The organism is Lysinibacillus sphaericus (genome assembly GCF_006864135.1).
In the GTDB taxonomy this organism is placed as follows: domain Bacteria; phylum Bacillota; class Bacilli; order Bacillales_A; family Planococcaceae; genus Lysinibacillus.
In genome coordinates this window covers 38,783-64,711 of record NZ_SADV01000020.1, presented here as the reverse complement: position 1 = coordinate 64,711, position 25,929 = coordinate 38,783, and the positions used below count along the sequence as shown (strand labels likewise).

Annotated in this window: 28 protein-coding genes and 1 riboswitch; of the genes, 8 read left to right on the top strand and 20 right to left on the bottom strand. The window is 36.5% G+C overall.

Annotation, left to right across the window (positions count from 1 at the left end):
* Positions 1-64: 64 nt before the first annotated feature.
* The 5 genes from C7Y47_RS18700 to C7Y47_RS18680 form a co-directional block, all read right to left on the bottom strand.
* Positions 65-646, bottom strand: coding sequence for a DUF305 domain-containing protein (locus C7Y47_RS18700; RefSeq protein WP_142510128.1), 582 nt, complete (start codon positions 644-646; stop codon positions 65-67).
* 211 nt (positions 647-857) lie between these two features.
* Complete coding sequence (locus tag C7Y47_RS18695; RefSeq protein WP_142510127.1) at positions 858-1,028, bottom strand: cysteine-rich CWC family protein; 171 nt, start codon at positions 1,026-1,028, stop codon at positions 858-860.
* A gap of 118 nt (positions 1,029-1,146) precedes the next feature.
* Positions 1,147-1,344, bottom strand: coding sequence for a gamma-type small acid-soluble spore protein (locus tag C7Y47_RS18690; RefSeq protein WP_142510126.1), 198 nt, complete (start codon positions 1,342-1,344; stop codon positions 1,147-1,149).
* 15 nt (positions 1,345-1,359) lie between these two features.
* A complete protein-coding gene (locus tag C7Y47_RS18685; RefSeq protein ID WP_142510146.1) occupies positions 1,360-1,572 on the bottom strand; it encodes a hypothetical protein in 213 nt (70 codons plus the stop codon).
* A gap of 44 nt (positions 1,573-1,616) precedes the next feature.
* Positions 1,617-1,850, bottom strand: a complete 234-nt coding sequence (locus C7Y47_RS18680; protein ID WP_142510125.1) for a hypothetical protein — start codon at positions 1,848-1,850, stop codon at positions 1,617-1,619.
* Between the two features lie 148 nt (positions 1,851-1,998).
* Here C7Y47_RS18680 and C7Y47_RS18675 point away from each other — a divergent pair, with 148 nt between their 5' ends.
* Entirely contained in the window at positions 1,999-2,493 is a 495-nt protein-coding gene (locus C7Y47_RS18675; RefSeq protein ID WP_132363416.1) for a L,D-transpeptidase family protein, read from the top strand.
* A 177-nt stretch (positions 2,494-2,670) separates the two neighbouring features.
* On the opposite strand, the gene C7Y47_RS18670 is transcribed toward C7Y47_RS18675, so the two are convergent.
* On the bottom strand, positions 2,671-3,435 hold the full coding sequence (locus C7Y47_RS18670) for a DUF2935 domain-containing protein (RefSeq protein WP_142510124.1): 765 nt from the start codon (positions 3,433-3,435) through the stop codon (positions 2,671-2,673).
* Between the two features lie 174 nt (positions 3,436-3,609).
* On the opposite strand from C7Y47_RS18670, the gene C7Y47_RS18665 reads away from it, so the two are divergent.
* Entirely contained in the window at positions 3,610-5,283 is a 1,674-nt protein-coding gene (locus C7Y47_RS18665) for a ribonuclease J (protein WP_142510123.1), read from the top strand.
* 215 nt (positions 5,284-5,498) lie between these two features.
* Here the strand turns inward: C7Y47_RS18665 and C7Y47_RS18660 are convergent, their stop codons facing one another.
* Positions 5,499-6,134, bottom strand: coding sequence for a restriction endonuclease subunit S (locus C7Y47_RS18660; RefSeq protein WP_142510122.1), 636 nt, complete (start codon positions 6,132-6,134; stop codon positions 5,499-5,501).
* A gap of 215 nt (positions 6,135-6,349) precedes the next feature.
* Here C7Y47_RS18660 and C7Y47_RS18655 point away from each other — a divergent pair, with 215 nt between their 5' ends.
* Positions 6,350-6,739 (top strand): helix-turn-helix domain-containing protein, encoded by a 390-nt coding sequence (locus C7Y47_RS18655; protein WP_142510121.1) that lies wholly within the window; start codon positions 6,350-6,352, stop codon positions 6,737-6,739.
* Between the two features lie 148 nt (positions 6,740-6,887).
* Here C7Y47_RS18655 and C7Y47_RS18650 read toward each other — a convergent pair whose 3' ends face one another.
* A complete protein-coding gene (locus tag C7Y47_RS18650) occupies positions 6,888-7,763 on the bottom strand; it encodes a radical SAM/SPASM domain-containing protein (protein WP_142510120.1) in 876 nt (291 codons plus the stop codon).
* A gap of 187 nt (positions 7,764-7,950) precedes the next feature.
* On the opposite strand from C7Y47_RS18650, the gene C7Y47_RS25800 reads away from it, so the two are divergent.
* Together C7Y47_RS25800 and C7Y47_RS25795 are read left to right on the top strand one after the other, a co-directional pair.
* Entirely contained in the window at positions 7,951-8,118 is a 168-nt protein-coding gene (locus C7Y47_RS25800; protein WP_255505252.1) for a hypothetical protein, read from the top strand.
* Entirely contained in the window at positions 8,090-8,299 is a 210-nt protein-coding gene (locus C7Y47_RS25795; protein WP_255505251.1) for a hypothetical protein, read from the top strand. The genes C7Y47_RS25800 and C7Y47_RS25795 overlap by 29 nt, the downstream gene beginning before the upstream one ends.
* Before the next feature lie 163 nt (positions 8,300-8,462).
* On the opposite strand, the gene C7Y47_RS18640 is transcribed toward C7Y47_RS25795, so the two are convergent.
* The 3 genes from C7Y47_RS18640 to C7Y47_RS18630 form a co-directional block, all read right to left on the bottom strand.
* Positions 8,463-9,860, bottom strand: a complete 1,398-nt coding sequence (locus tag C7Y47_RS18640; protein ID WP_185903534.1) for a SpoVR family protein — start codon at positions 9,858-9,860, stop codon at positions 8,463-8,465.
* A gap of 33 nt (positions 9,861-9,893) precedes the next feature.
* Positions 9,894-11,051: a sporulation protein YhbH gene (yhbH, locus tag C7Y47_RS18635; RefSeq protein WP_142510118.1), complete on the bottom strand. Its 1,158-nt coding sequence runs from the start codon at positions 11,049-11,051 to the stop codon at positions 9,894-9,896.
* 152 nt (positions 11,052-11,203) lie between these two features.
* Positions 11,204-13,099 carry a PrkA family serine protein kinase gene (locus C7Y47_RS18630; protein WP_142510145.1) on the bottom strand — a complete coding sequence of 632 codons (1,896 nt, stop codon included), beginning with the start codon at positions 13,097-13,099 and terminating at the stop codon, positions 11,204-11,206.
* Positions 13,100-13,805: 706 nt separating this feature from the next.
* Between C7Y47_RS18630 and C7Y47_RS18625 the strand changes: the two genes are divergently transcribed.
* Both C7Y47_RS18625 and C7Y47_RS18620 read left to right on the top strand, forming a co-directional pair.
* Positions 13,806-14,801 carry a M23 family metallopeptidase gene (locus tag C7Y47_RS18625; RefSeq protein WP_436970119.1) on the top strand — a complete coding sequence of 332 codons (996 nt, stop codon included), beginning with the start codon at positions 13,806-13,808 and terminating at the stop codon, positions 14,799-14,801.
* A 315-nt stretch (positions 14,802-15,116) separates the two neighbouring features.
* A complete protein-coding gene (locus tag C7Y47_RS18620; protein WP_142510117.1) occupies positions 15,117-16,811 on the top strand; it encodes a methyl-accepting chemotaxis protein in 1,695 nt (564 codons plus the stop codon).
* A 184-nt stretch (positions 16,812-16,995) separates the two neighbouring features.
* Here the strand turns inward: C7Y47_RS18620 and C7Y47_RS18615 are convergent, their stop codons facing one another.
* The 7 genes from C7Y47_RS18615 to C7Y47_RS18590 all read right to left on the bottom strand — a co-directional run bounded on the left by C7Y47_RS18615 (position 16,996) and on the right by C7Y47_RS18590 (position 23,499).
* The gene (locus tag C7Y47_RS18615) at positions 16,996-17,679 is read right to left on the bottom strand and encodes a hypothetical protein (RefSeq protein WP_142510116.1); all 684 of its coding nucleotides are present in this window, start codon (positions 17,677-17,679) and stop codon (positions 16,996-16,998) included.
* Between the two features lie 105 nt (positions 17,680-17,784).
* Positions 17,785-17,955 (bottom strand): hypothetical protein, encoded by a 171-nt coding sequence (locus C7Y47_RS25040; RefSeq protein WP_185903530.1) that lies wholly within the window; start codon positions 17,953-17,955, stop codon positions 17,785-17,787.
* A 149-nt stretch (positions 17,956-18,104) separates the two neighbouring features.
* Positions 18,105-19,601 (bottom strand): sodium:solute symporter family protein, encoded by a 1,497-nt coding sequence (locus C7Y47_RS18610; protein ID WP_142510115.1) that lies wholly within the window; start codon positions 19,599-19,601, stop codon positions 18,105-18,107.
* A gap of 24 nt (positions 19,602-19,625) precedes the next feature.
* Positions 19,626-20,378, bottom strand: coding sequence for an SDR family NAD(P)-dependent oxidoreductase (locus tag C7Y47_RS18605; protein ID WP_142510114.1), 753 nt, complete (start codon positions 20,376-20,378; stop codon positions 19,626-19,628).
* Positions 20,378-22,120 (bottom strand): methyl-accepting chemotaxis protein, encoded by a 1,743-nt coding sequence (locus C7Y47_RS18600; RefSeq protein ID WP_142510113.1) that lies wholly within the window; start codon positions 22,118-22,120, stop codon positions 20,378-20,380. Before C7Y47_RS18600 ends, C7Y47_RS18605 begins: the two co-directional genes overlap by 1 nt.
* Positions 22,121-22,228: 108 nt before the next feature.
* Positions 22,229-22,314: riboswitch (cyclic di-GMP riboswitch) on the bottom strand.
* A gap of 230 nt (positions 22,315-22,544) precedes the next feature.
* Positions 22,545-22,739 (bottom strand): hypothetical protein, encoded by a 195-nt coding sequence (locus C7Y47_RS18595; RefSeq protein WP_142510112.1) that lies wholly within the window; start codon positions 22,737-22,739, stop codon positions 22,545-22,547.
* Between the two features lie 265 nt (positions 22,740-23,004).
* Positions 23,005-23,499 (bottom strand): DUF1456 family protein, encoded by a 495-nt coding sequence (locus C7Y47_RS18590; protein ID WP_142510111.1) that lies wholly within the window; start codon positions 23,497-23,499, stop codon positions 23,005-23,007.
* Between the two features lie 205 nt (positions 23,500-23,704).
* Between C7Y47_RS18590 and C7Y47_RS18585 the strand changes: the two genes are divergently transcribed.
* On the top strand, positions 23,705-23,902 hold the full coding sequence (locus C7Y47_RS18585; RefSeq protein WP_053483023.1) for an alpha/beta-type small acid-soluble spore protein: 198 nt from the start codon (positions 23,705-23,707) through the stop codon (positions 23,900-23,902).
* 269 nt (positions 23,903-24,171) lie between these two features.
* Here the strand turns inward: C7Y47_RS18585 and C7Y47_RS18580 are convergent, their stop codons facing one another.
* Positions 24,172-25,386 (bottom strand): MFS transporter, encoded by a 1,215-nt coding sequence (locus C7Y47_RS18580; RefSeq protein ID WP_142510110.1) that lies wholly within the window; start codon positions 25,384-25,386, stop codon positions 24,172-24,174.
* 317 nt (positions 25,387-25,703) lie between these two features.
* A complete protein-coding gene (locus tag C7Y47_RS18575) occupies positions 25,704-25,841 on the bottom strand; it encodes a response regulator transcription factor (RefSeq protein ID WP_142510109.1) in 138 nt (45 codons plus the stop codon).
* Between the last annotated feature and the right edge of the window lie 88 nt (positions 25,842-25,929).

Here is a 25,929-nt window from a genome sequence, read left to right as displayed (position 1 = left end):
CAAAAAAACGCTAAAGTCGACTTCGACTCTAGCGTTTTTTCACTTTGTAAATGTTCCGTTCAAACTAGCAATTCTCGCAATCCTTTAAAGCATCTAGTAATTTTTCCATTTCACAAATACGATCGCACATAGTTTGAATCATATTTCGAAGGATTGGTATTAATTCTTGGCAAATACAGAACCTTAAAACGTTTTGCGCTAGTCGAACGCCCGCCTGATGGTGAACAATCATTGTTCGCAGAAAGTTTATATTAATATTATTGGAAACTGGCGGTAAACTCATTGCTTGGAACATAGCCCCAGTAATTTCCTTATAAGCACACATATAATCGTACAATTCACATTCCGAATTTTGTACGATACAGCATCTATTTTGTATCGCTTCGAGGCATTCAACAGTCTCCGTACTTGTTGCTATTATTTCTAACGCGAGATTTTGTACAAGTATATTTGTCGTGTATCGCAAAACATTTTCCGACAATCTAATAGCAGCTACTTGATGCGGTAATATTTGCTTAATAAAATTATCTGAAATACTACATGTAATTGTCACATAGGTCATGCCCTGCATCATTTTATCGAGGATCCTTTGGTTTTCCTCTAAATAAACCTTTGTTACATTACTGAGTACAACTGTTTTAGTCATTAGACACACTCCTTTCAGAGTAATATATGTCCGATAGGTTGTTGTGCGGTAGACAATTGTACCAACTGATCTCTATTGTTTCGTAACAGCATTAAAATATGTTTAACTTCTTTCAGCGAGTGTTTTCTGTAGCGACAGCGGCATTGTTTATCTGCGCGAAAGCGAAGCGACAGCGGCAATTATGTCGAGATATAATTGATTGCACGAATGTTTAATCTTTTTCGTATGTATCCAAGCACTTTTGACAAATACATTGCTCTTTAGGTACTGCTTCAAGGATTTCTTTAGGGAAACTCTTTGTCATACACCAGCAATCCTTTTGCCCATTTACTACCCCACAATGATTATCTTGTCCACATAACGGGCAACGTTTTTCCTCCATTCTACACCTCCATACATTTACTTTTCATTGTAAAATAAAGTGAAGTTTTAATCAGTGATTTTTTCATCCTTACAAAATAAAAATAGAGGAGTACTTTTCATACTCCTCCTCAATTAGCTTATTGCTTTTTCCCATGAATCTGTTGCTTTACTTCTTCGACATCTGTATCACTATATATTTCCGTACCAGCCCCGCCTCTTTGGGCTAGCAGCTTTTTCACTTCATTGTAAGATAACCCACCTTCTGCATTTTTCCTTTTTACTTCATTAATATTTGTTCCAGCAGAAGTAAACTGAGCTTCATTATGATCAGTCATACAAATCCCTACTTTCTATAATTCATCAGGCTGCAATTCAATCAATTCATCGCCTTCTCGTTCTACTCTTTTATTGAGCTCTCTAACCGGTATAGGATCAACCGTTTGCATATCTTCGTGTAAATCGAAAAGACTTATATTATCAGATTCTACCATGTCTGGCTTATCCTTACTCGCTAAGTTCATAAACATCTTTTTTTCATGTGGTATGTTTTTTTCTATGTCCATCATTACTCACTCCTTTACTTATAGCATGTGCAGTGTTGGACAAATCATGTGTCTTTCGTTTTCGAGCTTTTATCGATGCGATGATATTCAGATATTTGAATGACCCGAACATGTCTTGTATGTAGCTCATGATACATCCCTCTACTATCTGTAAAGGATATATATTGATCTCGTTCACTTCGAACTAATGCCTCTGCCTTTTCCTGTGATTCTATATGGATAAATCTCCTTACATAATGCAGTTCATCAAAAAAATAAGTAATTTTAAATTCTTTCATCTAGATCTCCTCGATTACTGGATATGGTTTGTTACTGCTTATCATATCCAACTAACTGTAGTTGCTATCCTTATAAAAATATAAAGGTATTTTCAATTTCTTCGGCATAACCTGTATTAAAGCAACCACTTTATAGGAGGTGATGATTTTGATCCATACAGTTAGAGCAGGCGAAACCTTGTCCCAAATAGCTAGAAATTATCGTACGCCATTAGCGTCCATAATGGCTGCTAACCCAGGGCTAGATCCGAATGTACTTTATATAGGACAACAAATTGTTATACCTGGATTTCCTAATCCAAATACTATCCCTTATAGAATAGATATTTCTACTGAAAATCGATGGCTACGGTTATATAAGGATAATGTTCTTCAAAAGCAATACCCAATAGCAGTCGGTAGGATGTTACATGATACACCTACTGGCCATTTTATAATCATTAACAAGGATCCAAATCCTGGTGGTCCGTTTGGGACAATGTGGATGAGTTTATCTAAAGAACATTACGGTATTCATGGAACTAATAATCCTAGCTCAATCGGTCATGCCGTTTCACGTGGCTGTATCCGCATGCATAATAAGGATGTCGAAGAGCTCGCAAGCATTGTTCCAATCGGTACTGGAGTTTTTATTCATCCATAAAAATCTGCCAGACTAAAAACATTCCTAAGATTTTATCGGAATGTTTTTTAGTTTTATCGGTACATTATGCTGATTTATCGGAATAAAAAAGACAACCTGAAACCTTCAGATTGCCACCATTTTATCAGCGATTTTTTGATGTTTATCAGCGATTTACTTGGCATCACTTTTTGCAAATTAATCTTCACCTCTAGATTGTGCAAGCTTCGATAAATAGTATTGCTCCTCTCTTAGCATATGATCCGCCATTAGAGCTGTAAATGTACCTAATACTTCTGCACTTAACTCCATCTCCTCTAACTCCCGTAAAAAAGTTTTGAATAATCCCATTTCTATTTCCACATTATGATTAAAGCGGGTTAATGCGGGGAATGAGTCTATATTTGAACGCAAATATCCTGTAAGCTCCACTGCTTTCAAATAAAATTGTTCAAAATGTTGAGCAAAGGTAGTACTTTTTTGCCTCAACCTTCTTTCTACACCATCCAAATCGTCATGAATGATACCTGCATGTCCTGATGCATCTAACAGCCAGAGTAAATGATGATGTAGCTCATGAAAGATTGGCGGGACTTCCCCCTTCTTCAGATAGCTAAGTACATTTTGATACTCCTCTAATTCATTCACCATATGATTAATAAAGGTAGGTGGTAGATGGATATTAATATTTCCCGTTAATTGCTTTCTAAGCAAAAAAAATTTAAATTGCTTTAGTTGTTCTACAGCTTCATCGACTGTAAGTGAGAAGGAAACCGCATTATTGGCATCTATCGAATTAACATAAGCAAGAAGCTGAGAAAATTTGAGAATAAATGCGCTCGCTCTTTTAATATCCTCTGTTTCCGATGGATACAAGGAATCATGAATAAATTGAGAATGGTCTTTCAATATCCTTAGCCAAAACCTATGTTCAAACACCGCATGTTGTAAGTAATTCGACAACCAGTCACATCCCCTTTATTCTAAACGTTCTTCTATTCTATTCTTCAAGAAAATCTAATATTAACGCTTAACCTAAAATTGTCTTTTCGTATAGGATGAAACGCTTAAAGCTATACTACTAATGCTGAATTTTCATTAAAGGAACATACTGAAAAAAATTAGGAGGGGATATACTTGTCCACAAAAGACAATACATTATCGATTTTCGCCCTAGGTGGCATTAATGAGATTGGCAAAAATATGTATGTAGTACAGTACGGGAATGATATTTTAATTATCGACTGCGGCGCTAAATTTCCAGACGAAAGCCTACTAGGTATCGATTTAATAATTCCTGATATTACGTACCTACTGGAAAATAAAGAGAAAATCAAAGCATTAATTGTGACTCATGGACATGAGGATCATATCGGCGGTATCCCTTATCTGTTAAAAAAAATAAATGTCCCTATTTATGCAACACGTTTTACTCTTGGCTTAATCGAGCTAAAGCTGAAAGAACATAAGCTTTTAAGAGAGACAGAATTAATAGAAATTCGTTCCGATTCATCATTAAATTTCGGACAAGTTGATGTTGGCTTCTTTAGAACAAACCATAGTATACCTGATTGCTTAGGAATCGTTATAAATACACCCGAAGGAAATGTCGTACACACTGGAGATTTTAAATTTGACTTAACGCCTGTCAATAATCAGTTTGCAGATATTCATAAAATGTCCGAGATAGGATCAGAAGGCGTATTAGTACTTATTTCTGAAAGTACGAATGCTGAAAGACCTGGGTTAACTCCTTCAGAGAAGCTTGTCGGTAATCATATAGAAGATGCATTTTTACATGCCGAGCGTAAAATCGTTATCTCTACTTTCGCTTCTAATGTTAATCGCATACAGCAAATTGTAGATGCAACGATTACTACAAATAGAAAGCTTGCATTACTTGGTCGGAGTATGGTGAATGTTGTAGATGTTGCGCTTGAGCGAGGCTATTTAAACATTCCAGAGGATATGTTAATAGATGCACGCGAGGTGAAGTATCTTCCACCCGAAGAAGTTGTTGTATTATGTACGGGTAGTCAGGGTGAACCATTAGCTGCACTCTCTCGCTTAGCAAATGGGAATCATCGTGAAGTGAAAATTTTACCTGATGACACAGTTATTTTAGCTTCATCCCCTATTCCAGGGAATGAAAAGGGTGTTTCACGGATTGTAGATAATTTGTTCCAGCTAGGTGCGAAGGTTATTTATGGCTCGGCTAGTCATACAGGTATGCACGTTTCAGGTCATGGCTACCAGGAAGATTTAAAACTAATGCTGACGCTAATGAAGCCCAAATTTTTTATTCCGATTCATGGTGAATTCCGTATGTTACATCAGCACCGTTTGTTAGCTGAGTCCGTTGGTGTCAAAAGAGGGCATACGTTTATTATGAAAAACGGGGATGTTGTGGATATTGAAAATGCAATGGCTAGGCAAGCACGTAAAATCCCTTCAGGTGATACGTATGTCGACGGTATCGGTATTGGTGAAGTCGAAGGAATTGTTTTACGAGATCGCAAACAGCTATCAGAAGACGGAATGCTTGTTATCGTTATAACACTTAATAAAATAGATGGCGCCTTTATTTCAGAACCAGATACAATTTCGCGAGGCTTTGTTTATGCCAAAGACTTTGAGGAGCTGTTAACGAAAGTAAATATTCTCGTCAAAGAAACGGTAAATGAGCTTCAGGAAGAAAGTAAGCAGCCAATCCATGTCTTAAAAAGAGAAATCAAAAGAGCTGTCGGTCAATATCTATTTACACAAACAAAAAGAAAACCAATGATTTTACCAATAATTATCGAAATTTAACTCAACATATGTTTTATGTAACGGCAGCTACATTGTTCTTTTGCGCGAAAGTAAAGCGAAAGCTGCAGATGTCTTTTGTATTAAAAGCATAGCGACAGGTACAATTATGCCTCGGCATAATTGATGAAAGTCGGTGTGAAAGATGTTGACCTTTTACACCGACTAAATTTATTTTATCTAATTCCAGAAGATGAAGAACTGATTATTGTGCAATTTTATTTAAGTTCACCCTTAAAAATTTTATGTAGCATAACATCATAAAGATGCTGAGCCTGATTAAACCCATGATGTAAACTTTTTGAGTGATTTTCTATTTGCATCGAGAAATTGTGAAAATTCTGTGGTAACACTTCTACAGCTGTCATTAAAGACTCTTTATTCTTTAATAAAAACTGAATCTTATTTAAAATTTGCACCATTTTCTGTTGGACAGCTAACATCGGGATATCTATAAGTATATCGTACAAATGATGCCATTCTTTATGAATTTGATACCATTTGAGAAAGTGTAATAAATAATCACTTAAAATAATTGTTTCATTTGGAATAATAGCGACGATATCATTTGCAATACACATTTCAGTTTCGCATTGATAAATATATTTATTTGCTTCCTTCATATTAGCTTTCGTAAGAATGATGGTTTTAGCTGGTACTAGTGAACACTTTAAATGTTCTTTCAATGTAATATTAACTTTTGGTAATTGTTCAATATCACCATTTAGCATTAACTTTTTTAAACTTTCTGCTGTAATTAGGGGTACTCCGACGTTTGTAAAATACTTTTTCTTCGGTACTATTTTTCCCTCTTCTATTTTAGCAACTTCATCTAATCGATAACGCTTTACCATGCATGAATCCTCCAATCCTTAACTAGAATTAGCTGTACTCTAAAACAAGCTTTTGAAGAATAAATCAACACCGTTTTACACATGGCTTTTCTCTCAATAAAAACTTACCATTAATCATTGTACCATTTTATTATAACATTATCTCTATTATACCACTATAATGGTATAGGCATTTTTAATGTTTTTCACTAGCTTTTTACATAGAGGTGAATCATATGTCAGACTTTTTAAAGCTAGTAGGCGAACAACTCCGTATTATTAGGGTATCTAAGGGGCTTAGTCAGGAAGAAGTAGCAGAAAAAACGGGGAAACTAGGTTTTAGTAAAGGACGAATCTCAAACATTGAACACGGACAGTCTAATATCACATTAAGCACTTTAGAAACGCTAATGAAAGCATTAGATATTGCCCCTGAGGAGCTTTTTAATTTTCAAAAATTATCCGGTGTTACTGATATTGAAGAAAAGAACCTTGTGCTTGACATACATCGATCAGTATTAAGGGAGCGCAATTTAGACGAAGTGAAATACGTAGTACGCATTACGAAGGATTTTTTAGATACTATTGATTCACAATCAAAGAAAAACAGCTCCAATAGTCAATAACGCTGGAGCTGTTTGATGGCTAGCCAAAAATTTTTTTAACAAATATCATCCATAACTTTTGGTGATGAGCCTGTTTTATCATGGTGGCATGCCATTGTTTTAACCATATAAAAGATCCATTTAGTCTACAACCAAATGGATCTTTTTATTACATTCCAAACTTTTGACGATAGCCACATTTTCTGCATAGCTCTTCTACAGCTTCTCTACGCGAAAATCCGTCGACAATATTATTTGCACGTTCTCCTTGAACAATGTCTGTAAAGGATTTCTCATTCACATTCCCCAAATTAATAACGCCCTCACCATCAAGACAGCAAGGCACTACTGTACCGTCCACTAAAATAGCGGCTTGGCTTCGTAGTGCATGGCAAAAGCCTTTGCCTTCATCCTCCGCTTCCAGTAAGCTTGGCCACTTGAATTCATGATCCTGATTTAAATAAATATTATTAGCAATCTTTACACCTTTACCAGGCTGCACTTTTTCTTCGATGCGATAATCAAGATTATATTCATTTTCTAAAATTTCGAGCGTTTCACGATTTCTCCGTGCCGCAATATCTGTTACATGATCCTTTTGTAAATTCCATAATCGATATGAAATAATCGTATTATAGTCTTTCGAAGCACGCACAAAATCTAATATATCCCCTAAATATTTCTCACGATTTTCCGATCCCTCATGACCGTCGAAACTATGCAAAGAAAAATTGAGTTGGCGTAAGGCTGGTTTTCCTAGTATCTTTTCACGATTCTTTTTAATCAGTGTACCGTTCGTTGTAATGTTAACTTTAAATCCTTTCTCATGTGCTGCATCAAGTAGCTGATCAATACGTGGGTGTAAAAGTGGCTCTCCTTTTACATGCAAATAAATATATTTCGTATGGGGACGTATTTCATCCAATATTTTATTAAATTGTTCTACTTTAATAAGTCCCTTTGCACGAGCAGTTGGAGGACAAAAGCTACATGCTAAATTACAGACACTCGTTATTTCTATATAAACCTTTTTAAATGTTCTCAACGTTGTTTCACCGTTCCAGTTCTTCTTATATTCAAATCCTATTCATTTTATCAAATTTTACGATAAGGAACAGTTTTTCAGTCTCCATCCCCTCACATTATTTATACATTTTAGGGCTACATGAACAAGTAAGCTAAAGAAAGATTAATAACTTAATAGTAATGCTAAAATAAAGGAGGTGAAAATTATGCCTAATAATGAACATTCAAAAGATCTATCTAAAAATCATATTACCATCCATCTTACTATTAATATTGGCAATAAAGAAATCCATTTTGAACAAAAGGCTGAAGGTGGAGGACAAATAAATAAGGATGTAGGTACTAATGCCAACCAAGGCGGTCAAATGCCATAAACGGCAGTACTACTCCCAATTTGCTGATGGAAACGGCCGAAGCGGTATTGCTGGTGACGACAACGATGAAGCTGGCGGACAACAAGGCATAAAAGTAAGAGACAGTAGAGTTATCGACAGCGATATTCATTCATCTTCGAATCATAGTGAAAGTAGTGAAGATGAGAATAACAACGAATAAAGTTGACCGCGCTCATCGAACGCCCCCAGGAAAACGCCCTGGCGGAACAGAAATTATGGCGATGAACGTTGATTCTAGACTGTAAAAAACTTCTATCTGCAGGGATATTTCATACCACAGATAGAAGTTTTTTCGTTTCAGTAATTCGTCAAGGAACCATACCTCACACATTGCGTTTATAATTTTTTGTACCATCATATGAATAAAGCATTGGCTTTCCATCCACATTTGTTTCTAAATGTACAGGACGACCCCATAGCTGATAAATATACGGCAAAACGTTTTCTAAGTAGATTGGATCGAGCTCCATCCCCTCATAGCCATGCACTAAATAGAGCTCTCCGTTCCGAAGGTAATCTCCATTTTTAACGACGATATATGGGAATCCCCCGTTTACACGCATCGATACGAGCTGATCTCGTACCATTTCATGCTCCTTATCTGTAATACGGTATTCACTGCCCTTTTTCTGGAACAAATATAGATCTTCACGTTTTGCTAAATCCTTCGTCAAATAGTTACGGATAAAAGATATATCCGATTCTATCTCTCTAACCTCAAACATTTTCTCTCGACCGGAGTTTGGCTGAACACCTAGCTTTCTCATCTCTTCCGTTGGATGATTATAGCGGTTCTCAATATCTTCGAAAATTTTTACACCAAGGTAATAAGGATTAATGGATGTTTTTGAAGGCTGCACAACACCTGCATTTAATTTCGCATATTCAATCGTTTCCGCTGTTGTTAGCTTAAGCTCACGCATGATGCGTTGATGCCAAAAGGAAGCCCAGCCCTCATTCATTATTTTTGTCTCTAATTGTGGCCAAAAATAAAGCATTTCCTCACGCATCATCGTTAATATATCTCGCTGCCAGTCCTCGAGCTCCCGACTATGCTCCTCTAAAAATAGCAATAAATCTTTTTCTGGCTTTGGCGGGAAGTGCTTTATTTTTCGCCTTACCGATCTATACTCTTTTTCCTTATCGTCTAAACGCCAGAGATCATCATACGGTGATTTTATTTGAGGACTTTCCTCTTCAAGTTCATCTTCCGTATTCCAAGACAATTTTGGTCGTAAAAGGGAAGGATCGATATGCTCCTGAATCGCTAAAATCGCATCTAAAAATTGTTCGACCTCTTCCTTTCCATATTCTCTTTCATAGCCAGCTATCCGTTCAGCTGTTGCAGTCATACTCTCCACCATATCTCTTCTCGTATTGGAGAAGCGTACATTATTTTTAAAGAAATCGCAGTGCGCCAATACATGCGCAATAATCAATTTATTTTGTGTTAACGTATTGGTATCAAGTAAAAATGCATAACATGGGTTAGAGTTAATCACTAGCTCATAGATTTGACTTAGCCCTAAATCATATTGAAGCTTCATTTTGTGGAATTGTTTACCGAAGCTCCAATGTGAAAATCGAGTAGGCATACCATATGCGCCAAATGTATAAATAATATCTGCCGGACAAATTTCATAGCGCATTGGAAAGAAATCTAAGCCAAAGCTTGAGGCAATTTCTGTGATTTCATCAATTGCTCGTTCAAGCTCGTTCATCTCCACTTTTCCGCCTCCTCCTTTGAACATGATTTAAGATTCATCTTTTTTGAAAAAGCTCTTTAAGGCATCGTACACATCGTCTTTTTTTCTCAAAATATGATATCTAAATTTAGGGTCATCTATTTTTTTGTAAGTGTACATAAGTGTAGAAAAGCGGTTATGCTGATTGACTTCACCATATCCAAACATGCTCGATACATCCATTAACTCTCCCACTAGCTTCAAGCACTTTTCATTATCCATTGAAATATTTTCACCATCTGAAAAATGTACTGGATAAATATTATAGCGAGTAGGATTATACTTTTCCCGAATTAGTTCCAGTGCCTTTATATAGGCAGATGAACAAATCGTTCCACCGCTTTCTCCCTTCGTAAAAAACTCCTCTTCTGTTACTACTTTCGCCTCGGTATGATGCGCAATAAACTCAATTTCTACTGTTTCATACTTGGAGCGCAAAAATTTTGTCATCCAAAAGAAGAAGCTCCTTGCGCAATATTTTTCGAAGGAGCCCATGGAACCACTTGTATCCATCATGGCAAGGACCACTGCCTTCGATTCAGGTTTTTCCACTTCATCCCACGTTTTAAAACGCAGATCATCATTATGAATCGGCGTAATGTCTGGTTTTCCTTGCATAGCATTACGCTTTAGCGCATTAAGGATTGTGCGCTTTTTATCGACATTTCCCATTAAACCTTTTTTCCGAATATCGTTAAACTCAACTTTTTCCGTCTTAATATCCGCTTTTTCTTTCTGCTGTAGATTTGGTAGCTCAAGCTCGTTAAATAACACATTTTGAACCTCTTCAATGCTTACTTCAGCTTCATAATAATCCTGACCTGGCTTGTCACCAGCTTCTTTTCCTTTACCATTAGCCTGATTGCCTCTGCTGGGATCACGCGCAACCACATCACCTACATTACTGTCTCCTTGACCTTGCCCAACATGCTTGGAGTTATCATGGTTATATCGAATTTTATATTCATCAAGTGAACGTATAGGTATTTTAATTACCTCACGACCATTGGACATGACAATACTTTCTTCACTAACTAAATCGGGTAAATTATTCTTAATAGCATCTTTAACTTTTTCCATATGCCGTTGCTGGTCCTGGTGCCCTTTACGATGGAGGGACCAATTTTCCTGAGAAATGGCAAAACGTTTATTATCGTTTTCAGTCATTTTTATCCTCACCCATCTATCAAATTCGCTTTTTCTATACTATGCTAGTCATTCGCTTTCTTGAACTTAAATGAAGATAAAAGGAGTGCCCTAAAATGGGACACTCCTATTCATTCCTATCAATAGTCTTATAGTTTCCACTGAATAGGTCGCTAACGATTTAACAGACTACCTACATACTGCAATAATTCATTAGCAGACGTTGTATTATAGCCATGCTCATCAACAAGTCTTGCCACAACCTCATTAATCTTTTTCAACTGTGATTCATCCGGCATTTTTGAAGATGTTGTAATTTTTACGACATCCTTAAGATCCGCAAATAATTTTTTCTGTATTGCTTCTCGTAATCTTTCATGAGAATTATAGTCAAAACGCTTACCTTTTCGAGCATAAGCAGAAATACGAATTAATATCTCCTCACGGAATGCTTTTTTTGCATTTTCCGAAATGCCTATTTGCTCTTCAATAGAGCGCATTAACTTTTCATCAGGATTCATTTCCTCACCAGTCAATGGATCTAAAATTTTATTTTTATTACAAAACGCCTCTACATTATCGAGGTAATTATTCATCAATGTTTTTGCAGACTCTTCATACGAATAAACGAATGCTTTTTGCACTTCATTCTTGGCAATTTCATCATACTCTCTTCGAGCAACTGCAATATAGTTCATATATTTTTCTCGATCTTCCTGAGTAATGGAAGCATGCTGGTCAAGCCCATCCTTTAGTGCACGTAGAACATCTAACGCATTAATAGATGGTATCTCTTTTCGGATAATAGCAGAAGAAATACGATTAATAATATACCGTGGATCAATACCGTTCATGCCTTCGTTCGGAAACTCTTTTTTAAGCTCCTCTAAGTCAACGGAATTAAATCCCTCCACATTTTCTCCGTCGTACAGTCGCATTTTTTTAATAAGATCCACACCTTGTTTTTTCGGTACTTCCAGCCTTGTTAGAACCGAAAAGATTGCTGCGGCCTTCAATGCATGCGGCGCAATATGAACATGTGACATATCGCTTTCTTTAATCATTTTTTCGTAAATCAATTCTTCCTGACTAACTTTTAAGTTATACGGAATCGGCATGACAATAATACGTGAATGTAACGCCTCATTCTTTTTATTTGAAATAAATGAACGATACTCCGTTTCGTTTGTATGCGCAACAATTAACTCATCTGCACTAATTAATGCAAATCGACCTGCTTTAAAATTACCTTCCTGTGTTAAAGACAATAAATTCCATAAGAATTTTTCATCAAGCTTTAACATTTCTTGGAACTCCATCATACCTCTGTTTGCCTTATTTAACTCACCATCGAAGCGATAAGCACGAGGGTCAGATTCTGAACCAAATTCACCGATTGTTGAGAAATCAATACTACCTGTTAAATCTGCAATATCTTGTGATTTTGGATCTGACGGCGTAAATGTTCCTATGCCCACACGTTTGTCTTCAGAAAAAGTAATACGTTCAATCATCACATTTTCAATACGTCCTTCGTACTCTTTTTCAAGACGCATCGTATTTAAGGGCGATAAGCTTCCTTCAATTCGTATACCATACTCCTCATAAAAATCATTACGCAAATGATGTGGAATTAAATGTAGAGGATCCTCATGCATTGGGCATCCCTTAATTGCGAAAACTGCACCTTCATCTGTTCTCGAAAATTGCTCGAGTCCACGTTTCAACAAGGTTACTATTGTTGATTTACCACCACTTACTGGTCCCATTAATAACAAAATACGTTTTCTAACATCCAATCTTCGCGCTGCTGGATGGAAATATTCCTCCACCAGTCTTTCAACTGCTGTTTCAAGCCCAAAAATTTCTTGCCCAAAAAATTCATACATTTTTTGCCCATCGCGTTCCTCTACACCAGCATTTTTTATCATATTGTAGACGCGTGAATGGGCCGTTTGAGCAACTTCAGGTCTTTCCTTGATGATGTTTAAGTAATCTGCAAATGTACCTTCCCACTTTAGCCGATTTTCTTCTTCGCGATAGCTTTTCACTTTATCTAAAATGTTGATAGCCTTCCCTCCATTCAGGGCTTGATTTATAACATAGTATGAAGGAAATGACATTATGATACCCAATACTTTTTCTTTGTCGAAATTTATTCTTATTGCGTTTTTAATTTTTTCCTCTGAAAAACAGGAATTTAAACAACGCTAAATATAAAAAAGAATGACAACACTAATCGAATCGCCTTACGTTTTTCGGCTTATTCCAAAAAGGGATATCATTTTTTTAAAACTATACCTGAAGAGTGGAGGGTGCGATTCCTTGGGGATCAGCAGGCTTACATCCTGTGATAACGCCCTTCGTGACCAACACCCTGTTGCTGCCGCTACGTTTCACTACGCTTTCGCACAAAAAACATCTGTTTCATCGGACGCCCCCAGGAAGCTTTGCTCTGTGCAAAAGCGAAGTTGCAGCTACAAAATGTTTTATCTGTGCAAAAGCGAAGCGGCAGCTACAAAATGTTTTATCTGTGCGAAAGCGAAGCGGCAGCTACAAAATGTTTTATCTGTGCGAAAGCGAAGCGGCAGCTACAAATGTTTTATCTGTGCGAAAGCGAAGCAGCTACAAAGCGCCCAGCCGGAACGGAAATCAACCTTACGTGCGTCGTCTTTCACAAAAATTGCTCATTTCTACCGCTTCATTTTCCCACAAAAAGTGCTGAATGAAGATAAAAAATTCGGTTATTCTAACGTTAGAAAGGAGGTCCACTATTTGCGCCATTTTATATTCCTTTTATTATGGATGTTATTATGGAGTTTTACTCTCCCCTCTGTTGCTTTAGCAAAAGAAGAACCCACCCAAGAAGAAATTGTGCAGCAACGTATGGCCTATTACGTACAATTTGATGAATTACTTATCCCATGGCATTTCTTAGCAGCTATTGATCAATATGAACGAAATTTACAATCCGTTCGTAAAGATATTCCGAAACGGGATGGTATCATTGCCATTCAATTTTCTGATGAATATTGGTCAGGTGCTTTAAATCCTGTACGAGATGATACTCGCCCAGAAACAATTAGTTACTTTGGCGGGATGGGATTAGATGGCAATGGTGACGGAGTTGCCAGCCCAAAGAATGATGCCGATATAATTTTCTCCATGGCTACATTTTTAAGTAAATTTGGAACAACTGATGAGGACTTTAAATTAGCTTTATGGGAATATTACGGAAGTGAACAGGCCGTAAATCAAATCTTCACCATTTCCAAAATGTATAGTCATTTCAAATCAACTGAGCTCGATGACCACACATTCCCAATCCCTACTAATTACGATTACAGTTATCGGAGTACATGGGGAGACAATAGGGGCTGGGGTGGACGCCGTATTCATGAAGGAACGGATATTTTCGCTAGCTATGGTACTCCCGTACTTTCTACCTCTTATGGAGTAGTAGAAATAAAAGGCTGGAACCAATTTGGTGGTTGGCGCATAGGAGTTCGTGATAATCATAACTCATATCATTATTATGCCCATCTCGGTAGTTATAATAAGAAGATTAATGTAGGCGACTTTGTCGAGCCTGGAACTGTTCTCGGTTATGTTGGTAGTTCTGGCTACGGTAAAGAAGGAACGTCCGGAAAATTCCCGCCTCATCTTCACTATGGCATATATAAGTTCAATGGACGTACAGAATGGGCATTTGATCCATATCCATCATTACTACAATGGGAACGACTAGCTAAAAAAGCAAAACAACAATAATGAATGACGACTCGGCTGAAAAATGGCGAAATGTTTTCTTTTCTGATTTAGAGCGCTTGGTGCACTTGTGCAGCAAGTGCTTTTTCTTAAATAGGAAAAAATACATAAAAATATTAAAAAAATTTCATAATTGCACATAAGATACTATATTTTTAACTACCTACCCCTTTAACACCAAAATATTATTGTACTAAAAAACTATTTTTCATTTTTCCATTAAAAGGGCTTATTTATATAAAGATTTAGTTATAAAATAATATTTGTACTATAACAACAATTATATTTTAGAGACCATTTAGCAAAGGGTGGGAAAAGATGAAAGGTATTTTTCAGTTTAAAACACTTAAAGCTCGAATATTAAGTGCATTTCTTCTTTTATTAGTATTAGTTGTTTGTTTTACAGCCTATTCTTATATTTCTAATAATAAGATGGAAAAACAAGCAGAAGGTTTAGTAAAAGAAGATTTACAAGTCTTAACGGCAAGTAAAAATTTAGCAATGTCTATGAGCGTTCGTCTCTCTGCAGCTTTAAGTTATGTTGTATCTGGTGATGAAAAATACATAGAAATGTTTAATGAATATCGTAAAGTAGCAGAAGAAAATAACAGTATTATAGAGAAATACGAAAATACACCTGAGCGTGATGCGCTAGTAGAAATGGCACGTACATGGAGCAATCGCGTTAACACCGAAGTATTCGATGTTTATAAAAAAGGTGATAGAGAATTAGCATTAAAAAATTTAACAGCTATGAATAATCTTGTAATCGAAGTTCGTGTTGGTTATGAAGACTTAGCCAATAAACGCTCGGATGCCATTACTAAGGTAGGAGATGACGTAGTATCAACAAGTTTAAGCAATAAAACAGTTGGAATGATTGTTAGCATTGTATTGACAATCGCAGGTGTCCTAATCGCTATTGTCACTGCTAGAGATATTTCTAAGCCTATTACGATTGTCTCAAAGCGCATGAGTGAATTAGCGGATGGCAATTTGCACCATGAACTACTTCCAATAACTCATCGTGATGAGATTGGTCAATTAATGCTTTCCGCCAATGAAATGAATGAAAAATTAAAGCAAACGATTAGCTCAATCTATACCGTTTCCGAAACAGTAGCAGCTAGTAGCGAAGAGCTGGCCCAATCTTCGAATGAAGTGCAATCAGGTACAGAGCAAATTACCGTGACTATGCAGGAGCTAGCCTCTGGCACAGAAACGCAAGCATCTACAGCAGGTGATTTAGCCGGAACAATGTCTTCTTTCCAACGCAGTATTCATGAAACAACACAGGAAGGCATTAAATTAAAAGAACATTCAAGTCATGTACAAGAACTAACAACAACTGGTAAAGACTTAATGATACAGTCAACACAACAAATGGCAGCTATTAATGAGATTGTGTTAAATTCAGTGAAAAAAGTTGAAGGCTTGAATGCGCAGTCTGCTGAAATTTCCAAGCTTGTTTCTGTCATTGATGATATTTCAAATCAAACAAATTTACTTGCCTTAAACGCTGCCATCGAAGCAGCTCGCGCAGGAGAGCATGGTAAAGGTTTTGCAGTTGTAGCCGATGAAGTTCGTAAACTTGCAGAACAAGTACAATTCTCTGTCACTGATATTTCAACAATCGTCAACCGTATTCAAGGAGAAACTGGCAATGTAACAACTGCTCTGCAATCCGGCTATGAGGAAGTAAAAAGAGGAAACGCCCAACTAAATCAAACAAATGAAACATTTGACCAAATTTCGGGAGCCGTTGAAGAAATGATCCTTAACATAAATACCATTTCAGGCAATTTAAATAAAGTTGCTCAAAATTCCGAGTCTATCAATGTCTCTGTTGATGAAATGGCTTCTATTTCTCAAGAGTCTGCAGCTGGTGTAGAACAAACAACAGCAACTGTAGAGGAAACTGCCGCTACTATGGAGGAAATTTCAAGGAGTGCAAATCAACTCGCTAGTATGGCTGAAGAGCTAAATATCCAATTACAGCGATTTAAAATTTAAAGTACGGATTCTTAATTTGGAGAACGTGAACGTGTTAGGTCTTTAACAGAGATTTCTTTGGTACCCCAAGCAATTTTGGACAATAACGGAGCACTTTGGTTCACTACCTAAGCATTTAAAATATCAATCTAAAAAAGCTATCTCGACATTACGTCCGAGATAGCTTTCTTTTCTATATTTTAATTTATTGCCACTGTCTAATAGGTACCCTTTCAAGCTCATAACGTTTGATAATAACACTGATCTTCTGAAACCATTCCTCACATAACTCTAACGCTTCTTGATACGCATCCTCTTCTCTTGATATAGGCTCACCGTTATCCAGAAAAACAAATTCTAGAATAGGATCAGATAAGTTATCAGCTACAATTTTCAACGTCAATTGAGACACAGCGTTATCCTCAGGGTCCTCATCATCGAATTCCTCTTCTATATCCAGATCTTCACCAAGTAATGAACCACTTATTAAACTATTGCTAGTCCTAGCAATATACATTTCGTCCTCCACTATAGCTACTTCATATATTTTATTGAATGAGATTTCTTTTTTCATCAAATCTTCTTCTAAATCTTCTCTACTTACGAGAAAAAGTGTATTTGTTAGTTCATTTAGTAATAAAGCATTTAAACAATCATTTGAGATGATGCAATGCGTATGAGTGATAGCCATAAACTCCTCCTCACTAGCCTCTTTCATTTCATTTAATCTATTGTTATAGATATATCGTTCTTTAACATATCGAATAATTCCTGCTATTAATACTCCTAAACCAATTAAAAAATAGACGTTGCTAAAGATAGCCGCTTCGACTAACTTTGCTAATAATAAATAGGTCATTCCTAGAAATATAAGAAAAAAGGTTTTCATCCATATCCCACCCTCAAAAAGATAATCGATAGGTTTATTTCATCCATGTTAATAGAAATTTTATTCTAACGATTATCTTTTCATTCTTAATTTCTATAGGACCAGTTATTCTGCCATTAAAATGGAGGTTATCTTGATTGTAGCTTTACTGCTCCATCCACTCTCTCTTACCTTTGCAGCCTTATTAGCAAGCATCGTTATTTCCACAACGCCTGCTGTAATCTCCTCAGACAATAATTTTCTATGTGAAAACTTACTTTTTAATTTTTGTAACAATAAATTTCACAACATTCCTCTGGTAAAATTTATCCATTCCCGAAGTGCTTTTTTTGCCAAAACAAGCTAGTGTTGTTGTCCGCATAAAAAAACATGGGGGCATTAAAAATCATTGCCCTCATGTTTCCATTTTTATTTATAAATAATTATCAATTTGAATGTTCCTTTAATTCCTCTTTACTGCCTACATTGTCTAAAGTCTTATCTTTTTCAATTTTATGCATCTCGAGAACATGTTGCGAAGGTGGAATAATCAAACTAACAATAACAATTGTAATACCTGTGATCACAACGCCTGAGAAAACAGGTGCCTGCCACAGCTCATTTAATAAACCTAAAAATCCTTCTGATTGGATAGTAAGACTAGGCACATGTGTTAAAGATGTAATAATGTAATATACTAACCCGACAGATATACTCGCCCAAACTGCAGGTGTACTTACTCGCTTCCAAAACGGCCCTAAAACGATTGGCCAGAAAATTGTTACGAATACAATATCCCATGCCAAGTAGGCTAAATCAATGACTTTCTGGAAGCTGACCGCTAAAACTAAACCTAGCAAAGCACTTAAAATAATAATAAGTCTTGAAAATTTTAATAGTTTTTTAGGATCTGGGTTACGATTAATAAAGTCTAAATAAATGTTTTTCGTGACAATTCCTGAAGTTGCAACATAACACGCTGCTACAGTAGACATCCCCATCGCTGCCATTGCTGTTAAAAAGATGGCTGCTAATAACGGTGGGAAATATCCTTGAGCAAAGGCAAGCATCAATGTCTCTGGATTTGTACTACCAGGATAAATCGTTTTGAACGCTTCTCCTAGCATACCCGGAATCCAGCTAATAGCGATAATAATGGTCCCAGCTATAATCATACTGCGCTGAGCTACTTTTGGACTTTTAGCCGCGGCTACCCTTTGTCCTAAGTCCACTGCCGGAATATCACCAAGTGCTAACACAAGATATAGTGTCCAAAACTCTGCTCCAGCCTTATTGAAGAGTTCACTAATATTCCACCACTCCGGGTTAAATGTTACATCAGGGTAATAGAATAAGATAAAAATTGTGATCCCTACTATACCCGCTACTGCCAGTGCCCCCTGAACAATTTCCGTATAGGCTACAGCCCAAAGGCCCCCAATTACAGAATATAAGGCAGTTAATGATACAAAAAGTAATGCTGCTGGAACGAAATCAATTTGTAATAGCTGCTGAATAATATACGTGCCACCAACTGTTAACGCAGCAGCATTAAAGACACCAAAGGCAATCGCCATTACGACGCCTGTATAAGCACCGAGCTTTTTACTGCCATATCTTAATCCATAGTAATCTGCTAATGTCCAGCCCTTTAATCTACGTAATGGCTTCGTCCAAATGAGTGCTCCAAGAATCATACAAGTCCCTAAACCACCCATTGTCGCTGAACCTTCAAAGCCGCCACTTGTATAACCAGAGCCTACTGCTGCAAAGAAGAATGGGGCTGCTAATAAGGCAGCCACTAGACTTCCTGTGACAACAGATAAAGGCATGCTCCACCCAGCAACAATTAAATCCTCCGCAGTATTAACCCGTTTGTATCCTTTATATCCAATGTAATAAATAAAAATTAAGTATAAGCTAAAGATGATTATATTTAACATAGTATTGCTCCTCAGTTTTTCACATTAACCGTTCATAACGACTCCGCCATTTGGTGTTAATACTTGACCCGTATAGAAATTCGCATTTTCTGAAGCTAAAAATAACACGGTCTTTGCGATTTCTTCTGGTTGAGCTAATCGTTTTAACGGATATTTAGCAGACTCTTCCTCTACATAATTCTCTCCAAATTCCTTTAGGATGTCTGTAAATGTACCACTAGGAGCTACTGCATTGACTAGTATCGAAGGTGCTAACTCTCGTGCCAAAGCCTTCGTAAATGCATTAATACCACCCTTTGCAGCAGAATAATGCGTAAATTCCTCACAACCTAAACTACCAATATCAGAAGAAATATTAATAATTTTTCCATTGTTTCGTTCTTTCATTCTTTTTGCTGCTTCTCGACAATTGTAGAAACAACCATATAGATGAACTTTGATCATTTTATCCCACTGCTCATCTGTTAAATCCGTAATGCTTGAAGCCTGCGCGAACCCAGCGTTATTGACAAGAATATCAATTTCGCCTAACTGTTTGTCCATATACTGATACATAGCTTGAACTTGTTGAGAGTTCGATACATCTGCATTACATTTTATAGCTTGTACACCAAACTTTTCTGCTTGCGCACGAACCTCCTCTGCCTCGTTATCATCACCAATATAATTGATACATATATTGGCCCCTTGCTCGGCAAAGCCCAAAGCAATGGCTTTGCCGATTCCTTTACTTGAACCCGTAATTAGTACATTTTTTCCTTTAAAATTAATGTCCATTATTGATCGTTCTCCAATTTGAATTTTGCTACAAGTACCTGCAATTCTTCTGCTGTTTTTCCTAATGAAGAAGATGCTTCTTTCACCTCTTGCATGGTCGTCAATTGCTCTTGAGTTGCATTTGACACATTCGCCGAGAATTCAGATGACTGCTCCGCAGATTGCTTAATATTATTGACAGATGCTGCTACTTCCTCCGAAGAAGCTGAAATTTGTTGAGATGCAGCTGAAATTTCACGTATCTGACTGGCAACTTGTTCTGATGAAGTGAGAATTTCTTTAAAGATTTCCCCTACTTCGTTTGTAAACTCCATACCAGCCTTTACATCTTCTTTACCTTTTTCCATAACAGTGATAGAGGCATTTGAATCAGCTTGAATTGTACTAATTAAATTGTATATTTCCGTGGCAGACTGCGATGATTGTTCCGCTAATCGTCTAACCTCATCAGCGACAACCGCGAAGCCTTTCCCATGCTCTCCTGCTCTAGCAGCTTCGATTGCCGCATTCAATGCTAGTAGATTTGTTTGATCTGCTATGGCTGTAATAAGATTTACGATATCGCTAATTTTTTTCGTATTGATATGTAATCCGTTTATTGTTGTACCGATTTGTTCAACAGAATCATTAATCAACTCCATTTGTGCAATGACTTGCTGAACAACATGATTTCCACGTTCTGAAGCTTGAGAAGCAGAAATAGATGATTCGGCTGCCGTATTAGCAGAGTCAGCAATTTGCTGGATACCTGTCGCTGTTTCCTCCATAGCAGCAGCTGTTTCCTCAGTCATAACCATTGAAGCCTCAGCGTTTTGCGTGATTTGTCCCATGTCTTGAGCAATAGTTGTTGAGCTGTTATATGTTTCTGCTGCATTAACAGTTAGCTGATTAGCAGCAGAAGAAACGTTGTCAGATGTATTTCTAATATTTAAAATAATATGTTGTAAATTGGAAACCATCGTTTTAATAGATTTAGATAAATTTCCGATTTCGTCCTTCGTTATTTCTAAATCTACATTTATTAATTCTCCATTCGCTACTTGATTTGCAGCGTTCACTACTTTCTTAAGTGGTTTTAATAGACGATCAATAATTATGTAGAGTAAAACTAATAGAAGTAAAATTCCAATAACAGCTATAACGATTTGTTTTATGACACTTGTTTTAATGATGGTATTTATGTAGTCCGCAGAATAATCAATACCTAATAAAGCAATGAGCCTGCCATTGTCATCTTTAATAGGGGTAAACACAGTTCGCCATGAACCATAAGGATCTTCGAAAATATCAGTTACAGCAGTGCTATCATTTTTAATTGCCAATTTAGCTGTTTTTACATGTTCATCTGCTAAATCAGTAAAGATTTCACCCGCTTCATAGACATCGTTCAAATTAGATGTATAGCCGATCGGGTTAACGCCATCTGCGTCCTTCACATCCCAAATATAGCTCCAACTCATAATCCCTTGTTCTTCTTGAATCTTATCGAGTTGCTTTTGAATTTTTTTAAATTTAGCATTAGTCTCTCCCTTTTCAGTCAATAAATCTTTAACATCATTCCTATCAAGATTCATAGCTGTCAATAAACCAACACTTTTCAACTCTTGCTCTAAATCAACAGACATTCGATTGTTTAATTCTCTAATACTTTGTGTAGTAATAATAGCAATTAGAAGCAAAACAATAATAGAAACCGTTAGTAAAAGTTTGTTTTTTAATGAAACATTTTTAAACAACTTCATGATTATTACTTCCTCCTTGATCGTATTTTAGGCAAAAAAAATAACCTATTTCAAAAGAAACAGGCATCAAAGAATATGACTAGCAATATATGTACCTAACTAGTACTCCTTTGCAGCTCAGCCATCATAGTATTTATTACTTTAGATCTGTAGCTTTGCGTCTCTACCTTTCAGTAGATTTGCCCATCTTTTTCCTCCTCAAATTAACACAATGGGTAAAAGTAGTCAATGTTACCAGGTTAAAATTCACATATTTTTTACTATTTTACTATTAGTATAAAATGAATAATATTACTTATTTCTCTCAGCTTATCCACAATTCTCTTCATAACAAATAAAAACAGCTACAACGCAATATTGTAGCTGCTACTATAATTTTAAATAATCAATTACCCCTAAATGATTATTCAAATTAAAGATATATCTATTTTAGTGTCATGTATAAGACCGACGGTATAAATGATAAAGCAAACATGCAGGAATACCACATAGATGTACGGCGTAATGAAAAACGAACTTGTTTCTTTTCTGCATAAAAAATGTCTAACATCACTGAAGCAACAACAAGTGGGATTGTAACACATGCGAAAGCAACTAATAAAATGTTTAAACCAAACATAAAAGCACCCCTCTGTTCGTGAACATTTATTTTTCCTCTTTGTGACAACTTTATGTCATTTTCAGTGTACACAATTCCGCCATAAATTGTCAACTATATTCAACTAAGGAAAACGCGCTTTTTGCAGAATATTTTTATCACAGCGAGTATTTTACGTAAAATTATTCGCAAAAAAGCAACTGCAAAATTGCAGTTGCTTTGTTAATCATTAATCCATTAGTTTTTCATTGAAATTCACACTTGACAATTCAGAGTGAACGTTTTTTTAATTTCTATACTTATCTGTCAGCCCTCTTAAAAAATTTCTCACAAAGCGATCGCCACATTCTTTATAGTTACGATGACTTGGATTTCTTAAAATGGCACCTAATTCGCCTTTCGAAACGCTAACGCCTCCATCATATAAAATATCGAGCATCTCCTCAGTCGTTAAGGCTAACGCAATCTTCACTTTCTTTAATAGCATATTATTAGGGCTTTCTTTTCCTGAAACAGGTAGTGGTCCTTCTGATTGACCTGGCTTAGGCTTTTGCGGACCCCGTTTAAATGTAATAAATCCATTTAAAAAAGCCTCTACCATTTTATTATTACATTTAATGTATTCTTCTGGTGCTTCTTCCTCATCATAAACTTTAATAAGCATGTTCAATACTTCTTCTTTCGTATAGTCCATGCCACCTAGCTGAAAAATTTTAACCATATCTGTATTTTTGATATCTAATGCATATCTTAAACGAATTAAAATATCATTGTTCGTCATTTTAAAAACCTCCATTTTTAACTGTAAAAGCGCTTCTAATAATCCTATCCTAATTGAAGCATTACTTTATTATAGCAGAGACATTCACAATTTTAGTTAGCTTTCCAAAAGTTACTTTACTATAGTATTTAGAATGTGCATTTTATTTTTTAACATGTATGATTAGCTAACTCCCGACCATTCTAATCACAAGGAGGTGAGATAAATGGCTAATCGTAGTTCAAATAAGCTTCTAGTTCCCGGTGTACATGAAGCCGTTAACCAATTGAAATATGAAATCGCACAAGAATTTAATGTACAATTAGGGCCAGAAGCCTCTTCTCGTGCAAACGGTTCAGTCGGGGGAGAAATAACAAAACGCCTCGTAGAAATGGCTGAAAAACGTTCAAAAGGTTTATTATAATAATAAATTAAAAAAAGAACGAATCCCTTTTTTAAAATTGGCATTCGTTCTTTTATGTCCGGCGGATGTCACGGAATCGGAAAGGAGTTCTTAGAGGATGTTAGCTAACGGCTAACTGACCTGCATCGTGCTGTTGCTGCCGCTTCGCTTTCGCACAGACAAAACCAGTTGCTGACGCTGCGTTAGCACTACGCTTTCGGGCAAAAAACATCTGAAGGCCTAAGCACAAAGCCGATTCCAGACACAATTTATGCCGAGGCATAATTGATTTATTTAATTTCAACCGGTTGTAAAGCCTCGCTTGCCCCTTTTTTTAGAGTAAGCATCACGATAAAGGAAATACAATATAAGGCAGCTAAATAGATCATAACGACCGTCATATCATAACTTTGAAGAATATAGCCGACAAAGATTGGTGAAAATCCTCCAATTGCTCTACCAAAGTTAAAAATTGTATTTGTTGCTGTACTTCGAATTTGCACTGGATAGAAGCTACTAATTAAAGCTCCATACCCTGCGAACATCCCGTTTGAGAAAAAGCCGACAATTGCACCACCTAATAAAATTGAGAAACTACCTGTGGCATAGGCATATAAAAACACTGCACATGCAGAGGTAAGTAAAAAGATTCCGAATGCACGCTTTGCGCCAAATCGGTCCATAACTCGCCCAAATGTTAGCATCCCAATAATCATGCCAACTGCTGTGCTAATTGTCCAAAGTGCCGAGCTTGAAACGGATAGACCTTGAGATTTTTGCAACATAGATGGCAACCAAATCATTAAGCCATTGTAACCAGCAATTTGAACAGTTGCCATAACGATTAATGATATTGTCGTCATCGAAGTTCGAGGCGTTTCAAATAGCTGCACCAACTTACCTTTTTCATGTTGCTTATCGATTTTTTTATTTTTCTGAGCAGCCAGCCACTCCGGTGATTCCTCAAGATTTCTTCGCACGATAAAAGCGAAAATGACAGGTACTACACCAACAAAGAATAAAGCTCTCCATCCTAAAGTAGGAAGAATAATGGCACTTAGTAACGCTGCTAAAATAACTCCGTATTGAGCACCTACACTAACATATGAAGAGGCTCTTCCTTGCTTATTCTTCGGCCAAGCCTCGGCAACAAGCGCCATACCAATGCCGTATTCGCCCCCTGCACCGAGACCTGCAATAAATCTATACATATAAATTTGTTCAATAGTTGTTGCTAACCCAGTTAAAGCTGTACCAATTGCAAACAGCAAGACGGTATAAGTAAACACTTTTACCCGCCCATACTTATCAGCTAAAACCCCGAAAATAATGCCACCTAACAGCATACCAATATTCGTTACGGAAGAAATGAGCCCACCCGTTGCGAAGTCAATGTTAAATTCTGAAATAATCATTGTCATTGCAAAGGAGATAAACATAATGTCCATCCCTTCCAATGTTAAACCAGCTACTGAAGCTACCACTGTTTTCTTACGATAATCCATCTTTACAATCCTCCAGTTTCTTGTTGATAAAGATCTCTTTTTGAGGGAATGGATTATACAATTCTTGTCCATTCTCTTTTTAAGCCTCACGGGACTCCATTAAAAGAGGTTGAAGCAAAATAAAAGCCCTTCTGTCACAGAGGACAAAAGGGCATGCCAAATCAAAGATATTTTAGCCTTAAAATATCAAGTAGCCCTTTTCAGCCTCTCTGGACCGTATTAAAGGAAATTTATTTCGTTCATTTATGTTGTTCTACATTCTATAAGATTATTATTGAAATAGCAATGCCTTATAGTAGAAAAAATTACCTTAGCTCTTAGTTGAGATAGGAGGCATTTTCATCTATATCAAAAAAGTCTTTAAGCTGTACAACAGTATACCCATAGCGCTCCAAGTTTTCTTGAATAAGCGCACTTAATTCAGTATCGTCTTCAATATGCATAAGTTTGTACATAGTTAATTCTCCTTTTGGGCAATAGGTAACAGCTATTTTATTTAAAGAATCACTAAAAATATTATTACATATAATACCATTTTATGAT

What these genes read in the sequence shown, in the direction of transcription:
- C7Y47_RS18700 (WP_142510128.1), bottom strand. Translation starts at nt 646, where the DNA reads ATGACTAAAACAGTTGTACTCAGTAATGTAACAAAGGTTTATTTAGAG.
- C7Y47_RS18695 (WP_142510127.1), bottom strand. Translation starts at nt 1,028, where the DNA reads ATGGAGGAAAAACGTTGCCCGTTATGTGGACAAGATAATCATTGTGGG.
- C7Y47_RS18690 (WP_142510126.1), bottom strand. Translation starts at nt 1,344, where the DNA reads ATGACTGATCATAATGAAGCTCAGTTTACTTCTGCTGGAACAAATATT.
- C7Y47_RS18685 (WP_142510146.1), bottom strand. Translation starts at nt 1,572, where the DNA reads ATGGACATAGAAAAAAACATACCACATGAAAAAAAGATGTTTATGAAC.
- C7Y47_RS18680 (WP_142510125.1), bottom strand. Translation starts at nt 1,850, where the DNA reads ATGAAAGAATTTAAAATTACTTATTTTTTTGATGAACTGCATTATGTA.
- C7Y47_RS18660 (WP_142510122.1), bottom strand. Translation starts at nt 6,134, where the DNA reads ATGGTAAAGCGTTATCGATTAGATGAAGTTGCTAAAATAGAAGAGGGA.
- C7Y47_RS18655 (WP_142510121.1), top strand. Translation starts at nt 6,350, where the DNA reads ATGTCAGACTTTTTAAAGCTAGTAGGCGAACAACTCCGTATTATTAGG.
- C7Y47_RS25800 (WP_255505252.1), top strand. Translation starts at nt 7,951, where the DNA reads ATGCCTAATAATGAACATTCAAAAGATCTATCTAAAAATCATATTACC.
- C7Y47_RS25795 (WP_255505251.1), top strand. Translation starts at nt 8,090, where the DNA reads ATGCCAACCAAGGCGGTCAAATGCCATAAACGGCAGTACTACTCCCAA.
- C7Y47_RS18640 (WP_185903534.1), bottom strand. Translation starts at nt 9,860, where the DNA reads ATGAACGAGCTTGAACGAGCAATTGATGAAATCACAGAAATTGCCTCA.
- yhbH (WP_142510118.1), bottom strand. Translation starts at nt 11,051, where the DNA reads ATGACTGAAAACGATAATAAACGTTTTGCCATTTCTCAGGAAAATTGG.
- C7Y47_RS18620 (WP_142510117.1), top strand. Translation starts at nt 15,117, where the DNA reads ATGAAAGGTATTTTTCAGTTTAAAACACTTAAAGCTCGAATATTAAGT.
- C7Y47_RS18615 (WP_142510116.1), bottom strand. Translation starts at nt 17,679, where the DNA reads ATGAAAACCTTTTTTCTTATATTTCTAGGAATGACCTATTTATTATTA.
- C7Y47_RS18610 (WP_142510115.1), bottom strand. Translation starts at nt 19,601, where the DNA reads ATGTTAAATATAATCATCTTTAGCTTATACTTAATTTTTATTTATTAC.
- C7Y47_RS18605 (WP_142510114.1), bottom strand. Translation starts at nt 20,378, where the DNA reads ATGGACATTAATTTTAAAGGAAAAAATGTACTAATTACGGGTTCAAGT.
- C7Y47_RS18600 (WP_142510113.1), bottom strand. Translation starts at nt 22,120, where the DNA reads ATGAAGTTGTTTAAAAATGTTTCATTAAAAAACAAACTTTTACTAACG.
- C7Y47_RS18595 (WP_142510112.1), bottom strand. Translation starts at nt 22,739, where the DNA reads ATGTTTGGTTTAAACATTTTATTAGTTGCTTTCGCATGTGTTACAATC.
- C7Y47_RS18590 (WP_142510111.1), bottom strand. Translation starts at nt 23,499, where the DNA reads ATGACGAACAATGATATTTTAATTCGTTTAAGATATGCATTAGATATC.
- C7Y47_RS18585 (WP_053483023.1), top strand. Translation starts at nt 23,705, where the DNA reads ATGGCTAATCGTAGTTCAAATAAGCTTCTAGTTCCCGGTGTACATGAA.
- C7Y47_RS18580 (WP_142510110.1), bottom strand. Translation starts at nt 25,386, where the DNA reads ATGGATTATCGTAAGAAAACAGTGGTAGCTTCAGTAGCTGGTTTAACA.
- C7Y47_RS18575 (WP_142510109.1), bottom strand. Translation starts at nt 25,841, where the DNA reads ATGTACAAACTTATGCATATTGAAGACGATACTGAATTAAGTGCGCTT.